Consider the following 18,487-nt stretch of genomic DNA (forward strand, 5'->3'; position numbering starts at 1 on the left):
CTTTCTAACTGTTTTGTTAGTTAAGTTTTATCAATATGTCAATGAACGGTTGGACTTTAGTCCTTGTGGAGAATATCGGAGTCGAACCGATGACCTCCTGCGTGCAAGGCAGGCGCTCTAGCCAGCTGAGCTAATCCCCCGTTTCTAGTGTTTGGTTAACAGCTTACAGTTAACAGTAACTTTTAGGCGGTTAGTTTAACCTCTAGTATTTCCTGTGTATTTTAGTAGTCCCGGGCAGACTCGAACTGCCGACCCCTACATTATCAGTGTAGTACTCTAACCAGCTGAGCTACGAGACTCTGTATAATACCTTTTTTTATTTTTTGAACAAGCAGCGAGAGTAAGTAGAATTAACACTTAACTAATTCTCTAGAAAGGAGGTGTTCCAGCCGCACCTTCCGGTACGGCTACCTTGTTACGACTTAGCCCCAGTCACTAGTTTTACCCTAGGCAGCTCCTTGCGGTCACCGACTTCAGGTACCCCCAGCTTCCATGGCTTGACGGGCGGTGTGTACAAGGCCCGGGAACGTATTCACCGGATCATGGCTGATATCCGATTACTAGCGATTCCAGCTTCATAGAGTCGAGTTGCAGACTCCAATCCGAACTGAGACAAGCTTTGGAGATTCGCATCCTGTTGCCAGGTAGCTGCTTTCTGTACTTGCCATTGTAGCACGTGTGTAGCCCAGGACGTAAGGGCCGTGATGATTTGACGTCATCCCCACCTTCCTCTCGGTTTGCACCGGCAGTCTTGCTAGAGTCCCCGCCACAACGCGATGGTAACTAACAATAGGGGTTGCGCTCGTTATAGGACTTAACCTGACACCTCACGGCACGAGCTGACGACAACCATGCAGCACCTTGTAAATTGTCCGAAGAAAAGTCTGTTTCCAAACCTGTCAATCTACATTTAAGCCCTGGTAAGGTTCCTCGCGTATCATCGAATTAAACCACATGCTCCACCGCTTGTGCGGGCCCCCGTCAATTCCTTTGAGTTTCATTCTTGCGAACGTACTCCCCAGGTGGGATACTTATCACTTTCGCTTAGCCACTCAGTCCGAAAACCGAACAGCTAGTATCCATCGTTTACGGCGTGGACTACCAGGGTATCTAATCCTGTTCGCTACCCACGCTTTCGTTCATCAGCGTCAATAAGTACGTAGTAACCTGCCTTCGCAATTGGTATTCCATGTAATATCTAAGCATTTCACCGCTACACTACATATTCTAGTTACTTCCATACTATTCAAGTCAAACAGTATCAACGGCAGTTTCATAGTTAAGCTATGAGATTTCACCACTGACTTATCTGACCGCCTACGAACCCTTTAAACCCAATAATTCCGGATAACGCTCGGATCCTCCGTATTACCGCGGCTGCTGGCACGGAGTTAGCCGATCCTTATTCTTACGGTACCGTCAAATACCTACTCGTAGGTACATTTCTTCCCGTACAAAAGCAGTTTACAATCCATAGGACCGTCATCCTGCACGCGGCATGGCTGGTTCAGAGTTGCCTCCATTGACCAATATTCCTCACTGCTGCCTCCCGTAGGAGTCTGGTCCGTGTCTCAGTACCAGTGTGGGGGATCTCCCTCTCAGGACCCCTAGTCATCGTTGCCTTGGTATGCCGTTACCATACCAACTAGCTAATGACACGCATGCCCATCTTTTACCGATAAATCTTTATTATTCAAATGATGCCATCCAAATAAACCATGGAGCATTAATCCGAATTTCTTCGGGCTATTCCCCTGTAAAAGGTAGGTTGCATACGCGTTACTCACCCGTGCGCCGGTCTCTAAAAAGCAAGCTTCTTATACCCCTCGACTTGCATGTGTTAGGCCTGCCGCTAGCGTTCATCCTGAGCCAGGATCAAACTCTTCATCGTATATTTTTTATATTTTCGATTAGCGCGTTAATTCAAATCTTTCGACTTGCCTTACTCTCTTTTTGTATGCTGTTGTCCAATATGTCTTAGAACGTATTCTTCTTGTTTTTTCCACTTGTGTTTCAAAGCGAGTGCAAAAGTAAAACTATTTTTTAATCTCGCAAAACTTTTTTCAAAAAATTTCTTTTTCTTTTTTCTTGCGAGCTACAGTGTTTACTGAAGCGGACCGCAAAGATAATACCTTATATTTTACTTATCCAAACTTTATTTTGTTAAAGTTTTTAAAGCTTTTCAAAGTTATTAATTCTTCTTTGCTGCTTTCTTTATATTTAGGAGCGTCTACCTCTAGAGTCGTTATTACTTCTCTAATGCGGATGCAAAAGTAGTATCTTTTACGCTACTTCCAAACTTTATAACGCCTTTTTTTAAAGGTTTTTTTCGCATTAACGATAACTATCTATTATGATACACGTTACAAGTGAAACTTTTTTTCACACAGTTATGCATTATCATTGTAATAGTAAAAATATTACCTAAGTTAGGTTATAGTCTTCTCCTATTTTTTTACCACTTTTTCAACGATATTGTACTCTCCAACCTGAAGATCAATAAAGTACATACCTTTTGGCAGTTTTTCCATTGAGAAACTATACAATCCCTCATCATTTTTCTTCTCATATGTATGTACTAATCTACCCGTGGTATCATATACACGTATATAAATAGCTTCTTTAGCAAACTCTTCCATAATTTGAATATTGACAAAATCAATAATTGGATTCGGCCAAAGACTTTGAATTAATTTGACAAGTTCATCTTTTTTATCCTCTCCTGGTATTTTTTCAACTGTGTATGCATCTGACAAACTCATTGCTAAAGAAAATTCTTGTTTCAGTTCCTTTTCTCTTTCCCAATAACTAAGATCCCCTTTGTGGCTAATATAAATAGTATACGTACCAGGTTCCACGTCTTCAATTTCGATTTGTTCGATATTGTCCACGTCATTATTACCTTTTAAAGCTATTGGGTTTGACCAATCTTTATTCAATTTCCAAGGAAGATATTCTATCCCATCTTTTTTGACAACGATATCTAAGTCATTAACAAGAATAGGATTCTTCTTAGTGTAATCTTCGTCTCTATATAAATGAAAATCTACTCCACCAGCTATATCAGTCCAGGCCAAAGTAACTACTAACTTATCCGTAGCTTTCTTTACAACAATCTCTTTTGAATAAACCTCTTTATTCTTTAGTTCGTGCTCTAATAAAAGTGCATACTCCCCTTTTCTACTTGCCTCTAAAAACTGTACACCCTTTGCAGCATTGATTAATCCCCAACCAAATAAGTGATTAGGTCCTTTTCTCTCGCCTGTTTGATCAGCCGTATGCGCCATAATCGCACGAATTGATGCTGATTTCAAAGGGTTCTTATCCTTATTCCTTTTGCTTGCCCATTCTTGCCACAAGGCAAAAACACCTGTGACAGCAGGAGCAGCCATTGATGTTCCCGAATAACTAACATACAAACCTGTATTAGGATCATTATTCATATTCGCAGGGTTCTTATATGTAGTAGAAAAAACCATATCCCCTTTTGCTGAAATATCAGGTTTGATACGAAAATCATTAGAAGGACCTTGACTACTAAAGCTCGCTAACACGACACTTTCCGCTCCAACATAATTTTTCACTTCCTTTACTGCTGCAACGACAACAGCATTTTTAGACAACGAATAACCATTCAACATGTCTACATTCTTTTTCTCAGGAAAGTTTCTATAAGTCTGTTTGGTATACTCTCCATCATTACCAGCAGCAAACACAGGTTGATAGAACTTCCTTTCATAAGCAACAATATCAACCATTCTACTTTCATTCACATAAGCTCCTAATTCATGTCTAAGAGATTGATCATAAAGAAATCCATACTCATCAAAGAATTGAAAACCATAAGAGTGATTACTAACTAATAAACCGTCATTTGCTAAATCAAGCATATTAAAAATATCATTATTCCAAGAATAACTTAGAACAGTCGCATGAGGAGCAATCCCAAGAGCTCTCTCATTTAATCCCTGTGCTACAATTGTTCCTGTCACGTGTGTTGCGTGAGCTCTACCACGTTCAAAACCAGTTTTACTAAAACCTGGAGAGTTAAAGTCTGGCAAACTTTCACCTAAAATCACAACACTTTTATTAGTCACCCTATCGACAAATTCTCTGTGTTGATCTAACGCCACCTCTCCATCAAAAACACCAACAAAAATTCCATGCCCTCTCAATTCTCTTCTATATGCCGTATTCTTAATACCGTCAACACGAGCAGTAATCCTAGACCCCTTATTTAAAGTGGCTTTATAAATAGGTACCCCCTCCTCATTAAATTTTACAAGTGAATACACATTTCCTTTCATATCCACCCCTGTTATGGGTATACTTTTTTCTTCCGCAATACGCCAAGCCTGGTTTGTTTCATTTAACGTACTTTGGATTGCAAGATTAAGTTGCCTACTATGTTCCCCATAGTTTTCCATAATCTTATTTCTCACTTCTATAGATTGAGCTTCAACAATATCAAGCTTAAAAAACAGAACAAGACTCAGTAATAATAGCGTAATTTTTTTCATATGGAATACTTTATAGTTTAGTTTGTTAATTATAATTTATAAAGTAAAACTTTAGAAATTATATAAAAATATAGGAATCAAACAATTTTAACATTCTACAAAAACCACTCTCTGCTCATATCATTTACAAAGAAACTTTATCACCCAATCTACAACAAAAAGAATACAAAATTATAATAATCAAATAGTTATACCTATAAATGTAATCAAAAAAAAAGGAATTGCATGAAAGCAATTCCTTTTTTTTATACTATTCGAGTATTAACTACTCATTATATTTCTTTAAAAAATCATTCAAAGAACTACCTAACTTTTCAGCTGCTCTTTCAACGACTTCATCAATATCTTCAATTTTAACAAATGGTTTTAATTTAGCTTCACTTCTCAACCAATCTAAATACTCTTTATTAAACTCAGTAGGATGAAACTCATCCTCCTCAATCAATTCTTCTTTATCAGGAAAGCTAACCTCATCCTCAAAAACATTTGGCTCAACATCATAAGCTGCTATTTGCAATAGTTCAGTTAAGTTTTGAGCTATAACGTGAACTCCCTCTTCACCCCCAAAAACAACAATTGGTAAGTTCTCTAAATTTTTTTCTTCCTTATTATTGATCCAAAAAGCATAGATGCTACCAACTGAATCTGCCTCTGCAAAAGGAATAAAAGAGTTTAAAAATTCTGGTTCACTCGAAAACCCATCAATTACACCATCTACTTCATCTATTAAATAAATAGCATTTGAATAATATGATGCTACATTTTCTGAAGTTTGAAAATCAATTAAGCTTTTCAAAACATTTGGGATTTTATACCCCTTAAATAACGCAGTAAATTCTTCTTTTACCATTGTCTTGTTCATTTTGTCCACGAAGTGGCTTTTTCTTTTTTTAATATTAAACATAAAAATAGGCATTCTAAACGTTGCACTATTTCATCAAATAAAGATATAAATATTTTATTTACAAAAAATAATATTTTATAAAATAAATCAATTTTTCTCTATCTAAGAATAGAATTAAGTAAATTAAACTTAAAAAGCAGATAGAATACCTAAAAGTTCTACTCTACTTCAAATTTATTCGCATTTAATCTATAAAAAATAATGTATTAATACCTTTAAATAAACCACTATGGACTGAAAGTCCATAGTTTGTTAAAGCAGACTAAAGTCTGCCTGGGTGGAGCTACTTACTCAAGTATAAAGTTACCTCCGTTATCATTTGGTTTACGATGGTGTTCAAGATATTGATTTAGCATTTCATCAGTAATATTTCCTGTACTCCAACAACCAAAGCCTATTGCCCAAAAGTGACGTCCCCAGTATCTGTGCTTCAACTCAGGAAATTCTATTTGGAGTTTCCTTGAGGTACGACCCTTGAAGAGTTTGACAATATTACTTATGTTTTGAGATGGTCGATATTCTATATGAAGATGAACATGATCCTTTGATACTACACCTTTTAAAATTTGAATATCTTCTGCTTCACAAATCTGAATGATCAGACTACGACAACGTATCTGAATATCTCCTTCCAATACTGGATAACGATATTTAGTCACCCATACTATATGGGCGGTTAAACGTGATACACTATGTCCTCCGGTTCGTTGATATTCCATATATCAAAGGTAAACATTTTTAGAAGCTGAAAGCTAAATGCACTAAAGTGCATAGTTTTAACTACAGTCTGCGACCAATAAAAAAAAATGGCAAGATATTCTATATAAAATCACTCATTAAATATCATTACAGCTGTAATATTGAATTACTAATACATTTTTTAGACAGTAATGATTGAAGAAAAAGAATCAACGACAAAAGTTGAAATTAAGGTAAAAACTCAGTTATAGCAAAATAGTAAAACCACTTATGACGCATACTTATAGACATAAACAAAAAGAAATTAATTTCGCCATTTGGTATTTTTTGCAGAAGTGCATAGAAATAAAGCAATGAATTAGCCTTATATAAGAGCAATCAAAATTCGCTAAAAAAGTTCTAAAGAATTGAAAAGGCACCATACTCCATATTTAGAAAACAATAAGTTCCCTAAATTACACTCTAATTCTTTAGTTATCTGTTCACTAAACTTCATTTGAGCATATTTACAAACACACAGCGTTGTTTAAAACAAAAATTTACTTCGAACAACATTTGATCACATTCTTCTTGATAGCAAAAACTTCAAGCAAACTAAAAACATCATTTCCTTGGACTTTCTTGCACTTTTCTTCGAGTATCCTTGGGGTTTTACTCGCAAAAAGGGGTATTTCCCGAAGAAACCCCCAAGAAAGCCCCTCGAATTCCCAAAGAAACTACCTCCAATCTTACAGTAATTTTCTCTATAACCGAAAACTTTTCGTATTTAGGTTACAATAGAAAAACACAAAACGAAGTCATCATAGAGGCTATTAAATCCCGTAGACACCTTTTCTTAATCGTAAAAATGAAGATTACTCTTTAACATGACTAATGCAGTAATAGCAAGCTGCTAAATTACACAAGTGAGAAAAGTTGTTTTTAGCCTTTCTTTACCATTCCTGAGAGGAACAAAATATTATTTTACTTTTTCCTATCAAACATTCAACCTTAAGTCAATAAAATTTTAATATAAGACAACGGATAAACTATTCTCAATTAATACTATGAGTAATACTGTTTCAATCTTGACATATCCCCTAAGGTTTACTAAATTGCCAAAAAAACAAAATGAATACTACCACGATCTATTTAGCCTCAGCTCTTATTACTGATCAAGACAATCGCATGTTAACCGTGCGCAAAAAAAAATCCATCTATTATATGATGGCTGGCGGAAAAATAGAAAAGGGAGAAACTCCCGAACAAGCATTAATCAGAGAGTTGCAAGAAGAATTAAGTCTGACTATTACAACAAACGAGATAAAATTATTAGGTACACATAGTACAACAGCAGTTAACGAAGCAAATACAATTGTCACAGCTCATATTTACCATATTATTGTAAATAATACTGAAATACAACCTGCATCAGAAATTGAAGAAATTAAATGGTTAACAATAGATAACTATCAAGAAACGAAACTCGCACATTTACTAAAAGAGTTTAGTCTTCCTATTTGGCTTAAACTTATGAAGTAGTTCACTATTTCATGCACCACATTTTTTTCATAGTGGTGAACTTACTTAGAGCAGAGTTGCTCAGCATGATGACTCCTTCAAAAGGATATATATACGCAACTCTCTACAAACAAACCTAATATTATATGCTCTCTACTGCGCTTACCCATTCTATAAAAAATAGAGCTACAGTTGATTACTGATTGCTAACCAATGGATTTTATAAAAATCAAAATACATTATAGAAAAGACAAAAGCCTCTTAGGATAAAACTAAGAGGCTTTTTATATCGTTAACAATCACTAAGCTTGTTTCTTGACGAACTTCGTTAAAATAACAATCTGTTGACCGTCAATTTTTCCTTCAATTTGTTCAGTATTATCGTGTACCAAACGGATATTACGCACAGCAGTACCAATTTTAGCATTGATTGTAGATCCTTTTACATCTAAATCTTTAATTAAGGTAACTGTATCTCCACCGACAAGTATATTTCCATTGCAATCTTTATGCAAATCAACGCTTCCATCTCCAGTATGATCACCTGTTAACTTAGCAAATTCCAACAACTCATCATCTAAATACATCATCTCTAAACTATCGGCCGCCCAACTTTCATTGCGGAAACGGTTTAGCATACGCCAAGCTACAACCTGAACAGCAGGAAACTCACTCCACATAGAAGTAGTTAAACATTGCCAGTGGTTTGCATCTAACTCTGCTTTCTTTTCAATTTGCTCTAAACAAGTATCACAAATATAGATTTCTCTATCTGCTTCGTTAGCTGCCGCTGGTGGTACTTCATACACATTCAAATGTCCTGTTGCTTCACATAGTTCGCATTTATTACCACTTCTCTCTTTTAATTGCGCTTCAGTTTTCATTTATAAAACAATATATTATTAAAGTTGTAAAGATATATGTTATTATTTAGATATAAAAAATAATAAAACACTTCAGTAATTAAACCTTTTTTATTGCACAGATATGAATTTAACAAAACACTTAATTTTTTAAAATGCTTCTAAAAATTAGTTCTTAGAATTGTGGTTTCACCTAAATAGCGTTCTAAATCATTACACAATTCATCATAATACCTCATAGCTGGTGAATAAACAGAAAGACAGTGTCAAAAAACCTTATCTTTACTAATCAATAACACAAACTATTATTTTACATGAAAACAGATATCGAAATTGCTCGCGAAAGTGAGCTAAAAAGAATACAAGATGTAGGCCAATCTATTGGTGTGAACCCTGATGAATTAATTCCCTACGGGAAATATATGGCTAAAGTTCCTTTAAGTGAGATGGACACAGAAGGCATCAATAAATCAAACCTCATATTAGTTACTTCCATCACCCCTACAAAAGCAGGAATTGGCAAAACTACTGTCTCTATTGGATTAGCATTGGGATTAAATAAAATAGGTAAAAAAGCCGTAGTAGCACTACGCGAACCTTCATTAGGTCCATGCTTCGGAATGAAAGGTGGGGCTGCAGGAGGTGGATACGCGCAAGTATTACCTATGGAGAATATCAACCTGCATTTCACTGGCGATTTTCATGCTATCACCTCAGCGCACAATACCATTAGTGCCTTATTTGACAATTATATTTATCAAAATAGATCTTTAGAAAATGGCATCAAGGAGATATTGTGGAAAAGAGTTTTAGACGTAAACGACAGAAGTCTTCGCTATATCAATACAGGACTTCGAGGTAGTGCTAATGGTGTTCCTCAAGAATCAGGTTTTGATATCACTCCTGCTTCTGAGATTATGGCAATCCTTTGTTTAGCTACAGATATAGAAGATTTGCGTCGCCGCATTGAAAACATTCTCTTAGGATATAGATATGACGGCAGTATGTTTACTGTAAAAGATTTAGGCGTTGCTGGTGCGATTACAGTTTTACTTAAAGATGCACTAAATCCCAATTTAGTACAGACTACAGAGAATACAGCTGCTTTTATACATGGAGGCCCATTTGCTAATATCGCTCATGGGTGTAACTCTGTTATTGCAACTAAAATGGCGATGAGCTACGGAGACTATGTGATTACAGAAGCGGGATTCGGAGCAGATTTAGGAGCTGAGAAATTCTTTGATATCAAATGTCGTAAGTCTGGCTTACAGCCGAAGTTGACGGTAGTAGTAGCTACTGCTCAAGGATTAAAAATGCACGGTGGCGTAGCAATCGATGAAATCAAGACTAAAAATATAGAAGGTATTCAAAAAGGTTTAGACAATTTAGCTAAGCACGTTGAAAACATAAAGTCATATGGGCAAAGTATCGTTGTAGCCTTTAACAAATACGCTACTGATGATGCCGAAGAACTAGCTATCGTAGAACAATATTGTAAAGACAATCATATCGGATTTGCTATTAATAATGCATTTATAGAAGGAGGTGAAGGTGCAAAAGCATTAGCAGAAGTTGTAGCTAATACTATTGCAACTAATCCAAGCAAACCTTTACAATTTCCTTATCAAGATGAAGATACTATCTCAGTGAAGATAGAAAATATAACTAAGAAAATATACGGTGCTAATAATGTAGAGTTTTCATCTGCAGCTAAAAAGAAATTAGCTCAGCTTCGAAACACAGCTATGGATAAGTTTCCAGTATGTATTGCCAAAACACAATATTCTTTTTCTGCAGATGCAACAGCTTATGGTGTAGCTAAAGATTTTGATATTGTGATTAACGACATCGTGATCAACAGAGGTGCAGAATTTATCGTTGCCATCGCTGGTGATATTATGCGTATGCCTGGATTACCTAAATCACCACAAGCATTGAGAATTGATTTGGTCGATGGGTTAATAGAAGGATTAAGTTAATTTACATCTCATATAGGAAAACAAAAAAAAGGTATTGACGAATTGTTCAATACCTTTTTTTAATTGCATTAACTTTTAACAGAGTATTACAAATTAATAAAATAAAAATAAATTAACAAAATATAAAAAAACATAATTTTCACCATGTGTATTTTTACTATATTTGTTAACACTATTTCAGTATATTAAAAAATAAAATATTAAAAACATACATATTATTAAATGACAGAGATTATTCATCATTTATTTAATCCTTTACCTAATGCAATCATGACTGTATTAATGGGAATATCTACTATCTATTGGATATTTTCGGCAGTCTTAGGAGGGTTTGACGGTTTTGATATTGATATGGATGTACAGCCTGAAATTGATATCGACGTTGATGTAGATATAGATGCTAATGTAGATACTGATTTTGATTTACAACAAAATCATGTAGAGGTCATTCACGATAAAGAGGTTGACTTAGCCGATCATGTCAATGTCAGACAGCCAGGTTTATTTACGCAGATACTCGAATTTATGAATGTCGGCAAAATTCCCTTTATGATTATACTGACCATTTTCAAATTTTTTACTTGGGCAGGAACATTATTAACTACAACTATCCCTAAAGTTGCCAGTTTAGGATTGTGGTCAGCAATTATTTTAATCCCCTTATCCTTTATTGCGGTTATTTTGACACATTACGCAACTATTCCCTTGGTTAAATTTTTAAAAGACACTGGGTTTCACGGTGAAATAGCTATTAACTGCATAGGAAAAGAAGGGACTATGTTGTCGAGTATAACGGCAGATAAATATGGGAACGTAGAGATTGTCATCAACCAAGATCCAATTAAAATATTAGCGACAAGCACAGATGGCACTCCTATACAATATGGGGACAAAGTGCTTATCGTCAACAAATCAAAAACAGAAAATATATATCAAGTACAGAAAATACAATAACATTATTAACTACAAACACTAAAAACTATGGGTGAGTTTGGTATAGGAACATTGATAACCATAATTATTGGAGCCTTATTTCTATTAGTCTTATTATTCTTTGCAATACTTGCATCGTTTTATAAAAAAATACCACAAGGTAAATCTATTGTAAGAACAGGGGTTGGAGGAACAAAAGTTGCTTTTAACAAAGGGATTTATGTTATCCCAGTGTTCCACAAAATGGAGATTATGGATATCTCTGTAAAAAAACTTCAAATAGATAGAATGCAAAATGAAGGACTTATTTGTAAGGACAATATCCGTGCAGACATTAAGGTAGCATTTTTTATTAGGGTAAACAAGTCTATTGAAGACGTTATTAACGTAGCACAAACACTGGGATGTGAACGTGCAAGTGATGTAGAAACACTTCGCAATATTTTTGAAGCAAAGTTTTCGGAAGCTTTAAAAACGGTAGGTAAAAAATTTGAGTTCATCGAATTATACGAAGCGCGTAGAGAATTTAGAGAAGAAATCATCAATATCATTGGTCGAGATTTAAATGGGTACATTTTAGATGACTGTGCTATTGACTACTTAGAGCAAACGAACATTTCTTACTTAGATCCACAGAATATCTTAGACTCTGAAGGGATTAAGAAAATTACAGAACTTACTGCTCAGCAAAACATCAATGCTAACCTTATCCGTAGAGATGAGCAAAAAGTAATCAAAAAACAAGATGTTGAAGCTCGCGAAGCCATCTTAGAATTAGAAAGACAATTATCTGAAAAAGAAGAAAAGCAACGCAGAGAAGTCGATAATATCCGTGCTCGTGAAGAAGCAGAAATTCAAAAGGTACGTGAAGAAGAACGCTTAAAGTCTGAAAGTGTACGTATTTCAACAGAAGAAAGCTTAGCTGTGTTAGAAGAAAACAAACTACGCCAAGTAATTATTGCTGCAAAAAACAAAGAGAGAACAGATGCTGTAGAAACAGAAAGAGTTGAAAAAGATCGAGCGTTAGAACAAACAGAAAGAGAGCGTATCGTAACCTTGGCGCAAATTAACAAAGAACGCGCAGTGGAGGAAGAGAAAAAAACAATACAAGATGTTATCCGTGAAAGAGTACAGTTAGAAAAAGGAGTAGTGGAAGAACAACAAAGTATTAAGGATGTGGAAGCATTCCGTTCTGTAGAAAGAGAGAAACAAGTAGGTATCACTCAAGCAAGTAGACAAGCTGAAGAAAACTTAATCAGAACAATCAAAGAGGCTGAAGCTAAAAAATTTGCACAAGAACAGATTTCTCAACAAATGTTAATCGAAGCAGAGGCACAAAAAGAAGCATCACTTAAACAAGCAGAAGCTCGTAAAATACTGGCAGATGCCCAAGCTCGTGAAGACGCTACTCTTGGATTAGCAGAGGCAGAAGTAATCAAAGCTAAAGCCGAAGCAGTCGAGCAACAAAGTATTGTTGACGCTGCAAAAATACAACGCATCGCAGCTGCAGAAGCTGCAGGTATTGAAGCGAAAGCAGAAGCTAAGAGAAAAGAAGGATTGGCTGAAGCCCAAATTATCAAAGAAAAAGCTATTGCAGATGCTGAAGGATTAAAAGAAAAAGCAGAAGCAATGAAGCAGATGGATGGTGTAGGAAAAGAACACGAAGAGTTCAAACTACAACTTCAAAAAGAAAAAGATGTAGAATTGGCTGCTCTAAATATCCAAAAAGACATTGCTAAATCTCAAGCAGAGGTATTGTCTTCCGCTTTACAAACAGCTAAGATTGACATCGTAGGAGGAGAAACAATGTTCTTTGAAAATATCATTAACCAAGTGAGTCGTGCTAAAGGATTTGATCAATTGATAGACAAGAGTCAGAATGCACAAGATATCAAATTAGCTTTATTAGGTGATGGTTCTACAATTAGTCAAGGCGAGTTGTTTAACAATATAAGACACTATGCGAGTCAATTTAATATCACCACTGAAGATTTAAAAAACCTTAGTATCGCATCGTTAGTCTTAAAGATGCAACAAAACGCAACAGAAGACAATATGGGATTGTTAAGCAGTATTGCCGATGCAGTTCAGAGCTTTGGTATAGGTAATAAAAAATTATCGTAACAAAATATTTTGACATCACTCTTTTCTAAAGAAAAGGGTGATGTTTATCCTATCCCCTATCTCATCCTTCATTTACCTAAGTATTCGTGATCGTTCACTGATACAAAGTATTAATTACCTATGGCTGAATTAGAAAACCAACATATAGAATCGCTTGATTCTAATACTTATGAGATCATACAGAAAAGGCTTCAGACACAGAAAGGAGATTTAATCCAACGATTAAATGCCCTTAATGAAGATAGAAAAAATGTCTTTACTTCTGTTGACCTTAAACTTATTGCCAATCAACGTATAACAACAGAAAACAACTGTACTGCCAGAGGTATAATTGCCTTTGACTCTATCTGTATTTTTGCCTATAACGTACACTTTGGCCTTAAAACGGATATTCAACTAAGCGATGTATTTAGCATTTATCGCTTTGAAGACAATCAATTCTTACCTCAACCTTTAGACTTTATCAATGATGCTAATTTCATTGAGGATTACAAAAATTTATACAAATACTATAGAGATTCTATCTTCAGTAGATTTAAGAAGACAGAGAATTACCTCTATATGGTATTTCAAACAAGTAAAAATGCCGATAGTCTAAAAGCTTTTAAATGGCTTATAAAGGATAATCAGTTAATCTATCAAGATGATAGAAGCATACACGAGGTAGTAAAAAGTCCTCAATTTGAATTCAATTGGGTAAAAACTAATCTCGAAAATAGACGATTAGGTATACACCCTCATATCTCTATACAAGACAAAGTATTCATCGAAGCTGTCGGAGGAGATATCACTTTTAAAATAGAAGACAATACTGACAAGGGACAGGGTATCTACTCAGAACCGGTTAACAATATAGATCAACAATTAGATGATGCTGATTACTTCTACGCTGATTTGGGTAATTTTATTGCCATCCGCATTAAGCCTTACCAAGAAGACTTTCGCGCATTTATCTTTAACAACAGAACCAAACAAGTCATCAATGTACCTGCTCTAAATGAAACAGGTATATTATTACCTGATGGTCAAGGTATTATCTTCTCTAATGGGTATTATTTACAAAATGGTGATTACAAGATATTTGACAATACTGTCAAGAACTTAGAGTTCATCAGAACCATTCCTTCCCACAATGGAGAGGACTTCTTATACCTATTCTATCAAGCAGAAAACAACATCTACACCTTGATGTCTTATAACATCATCAAACAACAAGTAGAAACTCCTATCGTATGTAGTGGTTTTACCTTGTTCAACGATGGTAAGTTAATTTATTTCCGTTCAGAAAATGAAGCGGTAAGACATCATGTCGTACAGATATGGGAAACCCCATACACTGCTACATTAATAGAAAACAAAGAACAAAAAGAAAATCACTTATACAAAATTGGAAATAAAGACATCGTCAAAGCAATGGCTGAATGTCAAGAGATTATTCACCTCATCGATAAAGAAGATTCGTATGAAGGATTATATGGTGACATAGCCAAGAAAGCAAATGACATCATAGATGCTTATTTCTGGATTAAAACGAGTGAGACCAAAAGTTTAAATGAACCTTTAGAGCAGATCAAGGGAATTGCAAATACAGCAATAGACGAGTTCGAAAAGGTACAAGAGCAACGTAAAAGGGCTGCAGGCTTATTGACAGAGCTAAAAGACAAGGTAGATAAACAACTCTTTAATGTTAAAAATGCCAAAGGAGACACCCTTGAAAGTTTAGTGCATCTATTAGCTGAAAACAGAAAATTGTTAGGAGAGGTAATTAGTGCCCGTCAAACAAAATATGTCGATTTAACTATCTTGGAAAAGTACCAAGAACAGTTAGGTAAGACCAATGAGTCCTTATCAGATAAAACAATTGCATTCTTACTACAGGAACAAGCCTTAGTTCCTTATGAACAAAAGGTTATTGATCAAAAGAATAAAGTAAATGAGGTAGTTAAGGTTATTGACGCTAATGCTATTGATGAAAACTGTAAGGCTATATCCAGTGAATTAGAATTACTAATCGATATACTGAATAGTTTAAAAATAGAGGACACTACCCAGGCGACAAAGATTATTGAGAAGATATCTGTCATCTTTGCTTCGCTAAATGAGGTGCGTTCTCAGTTAAAGAGAAAAATAGATTCTCTGCGTACCAATGAGTCTATCGCAGAATTTCACGCTCAATTAACTCTACTTGATCAGAGTATTATCAACTTCTTAGAGTTATCCAATTCACCCGAAAAGTGTGACGAATACCATTCTAAAGTAAGTGTACAGGTAGAAGAGCTGGAGAGTAAGTTTGCTGACTTCGATGATTTTATCTTAAAGATAGCAGATAAACGAGAAGAAGTTTCTAAGGCTTTTGACACGCGAAAAACACAGTTAGTTGAGCAAATCAATAGACGTACAAGTTCGTTAGAGCAGATAGGGCTGCGCATCCTAAAGAATATCGAAAACAAATCAGCATCTTTTAAGTCAAAAGAAGAAATATTGGCTTTCTTCTCTACTGATTTAATGGTGGACAAAGTACGTCAACTGGTTATTGAATTAAAAGATTTAGGTGATGTCTCTAAAGCAGAAAACTTAGAGAATAGTATTAAAACCAGTCAAGAAGATGCACTGCGTACGCTTAGAGATAAGCAAGACTTATTTGCCGATGGAGAGAATATCATTAGCTTAGGTACTCACAAGTTCTTGGTTAACAAACAACCTTTAGATTTGACAATTGTCAGACGCAACGATACGCTTTACTATCATCTTACTGGTACAAGTTTTTCGTATCCTATCACAGATGACAAGATATATACTTATAAAGAGATATGGAATCAAGACATCATCTCTGAGAATAATGAGGTCTATAGAGCGGAGTATTTGGCTTACCAAATACTGAAAGAGTTACAAAAAAATCCTACTTTGAATACTCAAGAGGCTGTCAAGTTTAGAACAGAACAAAACTATTCAGAAGGGTACCTTAAAGGTGTACACGATTTCGACGCTTTAGAAATTACTCAATCCCTGTTAAAGTTGCGCAAAGACTTAGGTATATTAACCTATGCTCCTGCTATCCGCGTATCTGCACAAATCTTTTGGTATGAATTAGACACAGCCGTAAGAGATAACATTTTGAAAAGTATAAGTAGTGCAGCTGCAGTACAAAAGGTATTCCCTCTAAGTACAAACTATAAATATATACTTAGTCAATTAGAGGAATTATACGCTTCATGGGTATCTCCATTACGCGATGTAAAATATCAAAAAGCAATAGCACATTATTTATATGAAGAATTTGCTACAGGTATCTTCTTTACCAAAACTGTACAAGCTTCCCAATTAAAGAAACAATTTATTGCTTTCTTACAGCAAAAAAATGCAAATATCACTTTTGAAAATGACATCAACGATGTTAACTTAAGTAGGTTAGATGCATTTTACTTGATTCAAAACTGGCTGTATTCTTATATTGACAATGAGCCAAAAGTAAGTGAGTATAAAAAATACATTGATGAGACTTGTTGTTTACTATTATTTGAAAAGCAATACAACTATACTTTAAAAGAAAGTAGTGATACAATAGTACTAAAGAATCTCAAAGGCAATCATCCTTTAATTGTCAATGACACCTATACTTTAGACTATCACGATTTTATAGCGAGATTAGAGAGTTTCGAAACAGAGCGCATACCAATGTTTACTGACTTTATTGCTACTAAAGAAATGTTGCTTTCAACGTATAAAAAATCACTTAAAGTGAATGAGTTGAAACCACGTGTATTAACTTCATTTGTACGTAACAAACTAATAAATGAAGTGTACTTTCCTCTAATAGGTAATAACTTAGCCAAGCAGATTGGGGTACACGGGGATAGTAAGCGTACTGCGCGAATGGGAATGTTATTGTTAGTATCACCTCCTGGATATGGTAAGACTACACTAATGGAATATTTAGCAAATGCATTAGGCTTGCACTTTGTCAAGATTAACGGGCCTACTATTGGTCATTCTATTACTTCTATCGATCCAACTGAAGCGAAGACTTCCGGTGCTCGTGAAGAACTGAAGAAGATCAACTTATCGTTCGAAATGGCGGATAACGTAATGCTATACTTAGACGATATCCAACACTGTAGTTCTGAGTTCTTACAGAAGTTTATCTCTCTTGCTGATGGACAGCGTAAGATGGATGGTATATTTGAAGGTGAGAGTAAAACGTATGATTTAAGAGGTAAGCGTTTTTGTATCATTATGGCAGGTAACCCATATACAGAGTCTGGAGAGAAATTCCAAATACCAGATATGTTAGCCAACCGTGCAGATACCTATAACTTGGGAGACGTCATTGGTAGCACAGAAGATTTGTTTAAATTGAGTTTATTAGAAAATGCAATTGCTGAGAATACTTATTTGCAGAAATTAAGCAGCAATTCTTTAGACGATTTCTATAAACTAATCAATCATATAGAAACCAAATCAGAAGATTCAATTTCTTTAGAAGGAAACTTCAGTGGACAAGAAATAGAAGAATTTACAGCTGTTTTAAAGAAAGCAATCGCTGTAAGAGATATTGTACTAAAAGTAAACCAACAGTATATCTTAAGTGCAAGTATGGACAATGCTTATAGAACAGAACCTGCCTTTAAGCTACAAGGTTCTTACCGTGATATGAATAAGATGATGAGTAAAATTGTTCCACTGATGAACGATAGTGAAATAGATGAGTTAATCTTGACTCACTACGAAAACGAATCACAAACATTGACTTCTGATACAGAAGCTAATTTGCTAAAATTAAAAGAACTCGCGGGCAGACTATCAGGAATAGAGCTCCAACGCTGGACAGAAATTAAAGATATATTCGTCAAACAAAACAAGTTGGGAATGGCCGGTAAAGACAATCAAACGGCACAAGTATTAAGTCAATTGATGGACTTCAATCAAAACTTAGAGAGTATCGCAAAAGCGATTAAAAAATAA

The 18,487-nt window shown here is 35.1% G+C and carries 9 protein-coding genes, 2 tRNA genes and 1 rRNA gene; 5 read left to right on the forward strand and 7 right to left on the reverse strand.

The window, feature by feature from the left end; genetic code table 11:
- Positions 1-66 precede the first annotated feature (66 nt).
- From NWE55_RS03320 to tnpA, 6 genes are all read right to left on the reverse strand, one after another.
- A tRNA-Ala gene (locus NWE55_RS03320) sits at positions 67-140 on the reverse strand.
- 85 nt (positions 141-225) lie between these two features.
- Positions 226-299: transfer RNA gene (locus NWE55_RS03325), tRNA-Ile, on the reverse strand.
- Positions 300-373: 74 nt separating this feature from the next.
- Positions 374-1,891 (reverse strand): 16S ribosomal RNA (locus NWE55_RS03330).
- 556 nt (positions 1,892-2,447) lie between these two features.
- Positions 2,448-4,520 carry a S8/S53 family peptidase gene (locus NWE55_RS03335; protein WP_258204608.1) on the reverse strand — a complete coding sequence of 691 codons (2,073 nt, stop codon included), beginning with the start codon at positions 4,518-4,520 and terminating at the stop codon, positions 2,448-2,450.
- 265 nt (positions 4,521-4,785) lie between these two features.
- Positions 4,786-5,382, reverse strand: coding sequence for a cell wall assembly protein (locus tag NWE55_RS03340; RefSeq protein WP_230381557.1), 597 nt, complete (start codon positions 5,380-5,382; stop codon positions 4,786-4,788).
- A 329-nt stretch (positions 5,383-5,711) separates the two neighbouring features.
- A complete protein-coding gene (tnpA, locus tag NWE55_RS03345) occupies positions 5,712-6,143 on the reverse strand; it encodes an IS200/IS605 family transposase (protein WP_155093506.1) in 432 nt (143 codons plus the stop codon).
- A gap of 1,090 nt (positions 6,144-7,233) precedes the next feature.
- On the opposite strand from tnpA, the gene NWE55_RS03350 reads away from it, so the two are divergent.
- The gene (locus tag NWE55_RS03350) at positions 7,234-7,644 is read left to right on the forward strand and encodes an NUDIX hydrolase (protein WP_155093022.1); all 411 of its coding nucleotides are present in this window, start codon (positions 7,234-7,236) and stop codon (positions 7,642-7,644) included.
- 281 nt (positions 7,645-7,925) lie between these two features.
- Here NWE55_RS03350 and NWE55_RS03355 read toward each other — a convergent pair whose 3' ends face one another.
- Positions 7,926-8,507 (reverse strand): PhnA domain-containing protein, encoded by a 582-nt coding sequence (locus NWE55_RS03355; RefSeq protein WP_155093021.1) that lies wholly within the window; start codon positions 8,505-8,507, stop codon positions 7,926-7,928.
- A 293-nt stretch (positions 8,508-8,800) separates the two neighbouring features.
- Between NWE55_RS03355 and NWE55_RS03360 the strand changes: the two genes are divergently transcribed.
- The 4 genes from NWE55_RS03360 (at position 8,801) to NWE55_RS03375 (ending at position 18,487) form a co-directional block, all read left to right on the forward strand.
- The gene (locus NWE55_RS03360) at positions 8,801-10,468 is read left to right on the forward strand and encodes a formate--tetrahydrofolate ligase (RefSeq protein WP_155093020.1); all 1,668 of its coding nucleotides are present in this window, start codon (positions 8,801-8,803) and stop codon (positions 10,466-10,468) included.
- Positions 10,469-10,690: 222 nt separating this feature from the next.
- A complete protein-coding gene (locus tag NWE55_RS03365) occupies positions 10,691-11,422 on the forward strand; it encodes an OB-fold-containig protein (protein WP_155093019.1) in 732 nt (243 codons plus the stop codon).
- A 27-nt stretch (positions 11,423-11,449) separates the two neighbouring features.
- On the forward strand, positions 11,450-13,525 hold the full coding sequence (locus NWE55_RS03370; RefSeq protein ID WP_155093018.1) for a flotillin family protein: 2,076 nt from the start codon (positions 11,450-11,452) through the stop codon (positions 13,523-13,525).
- Between the two features lie 120 nt (positions 13,526-13,645).
- Positions 13,646-18,487, forward strand: coding sequence for a DNA repair ATPase (locus tag NWE55_RS03375; RefSeq protein ID WP_155093017.1), 4,842 nt, complete (start codon positions 13,646-13,648; stop codon positions 18,485-18,487).

The sequence above is a fragment of the Myroides albus genome (genome assembly GCF_024722315.1).
Taxonomy (GTDB): domain Bacteria; phylum Bacteroidota; class Bacteroidia; order Flavobacteriales; family Flavobacteriaceae; genus Flavobacterium; species Flavobacterium album_A.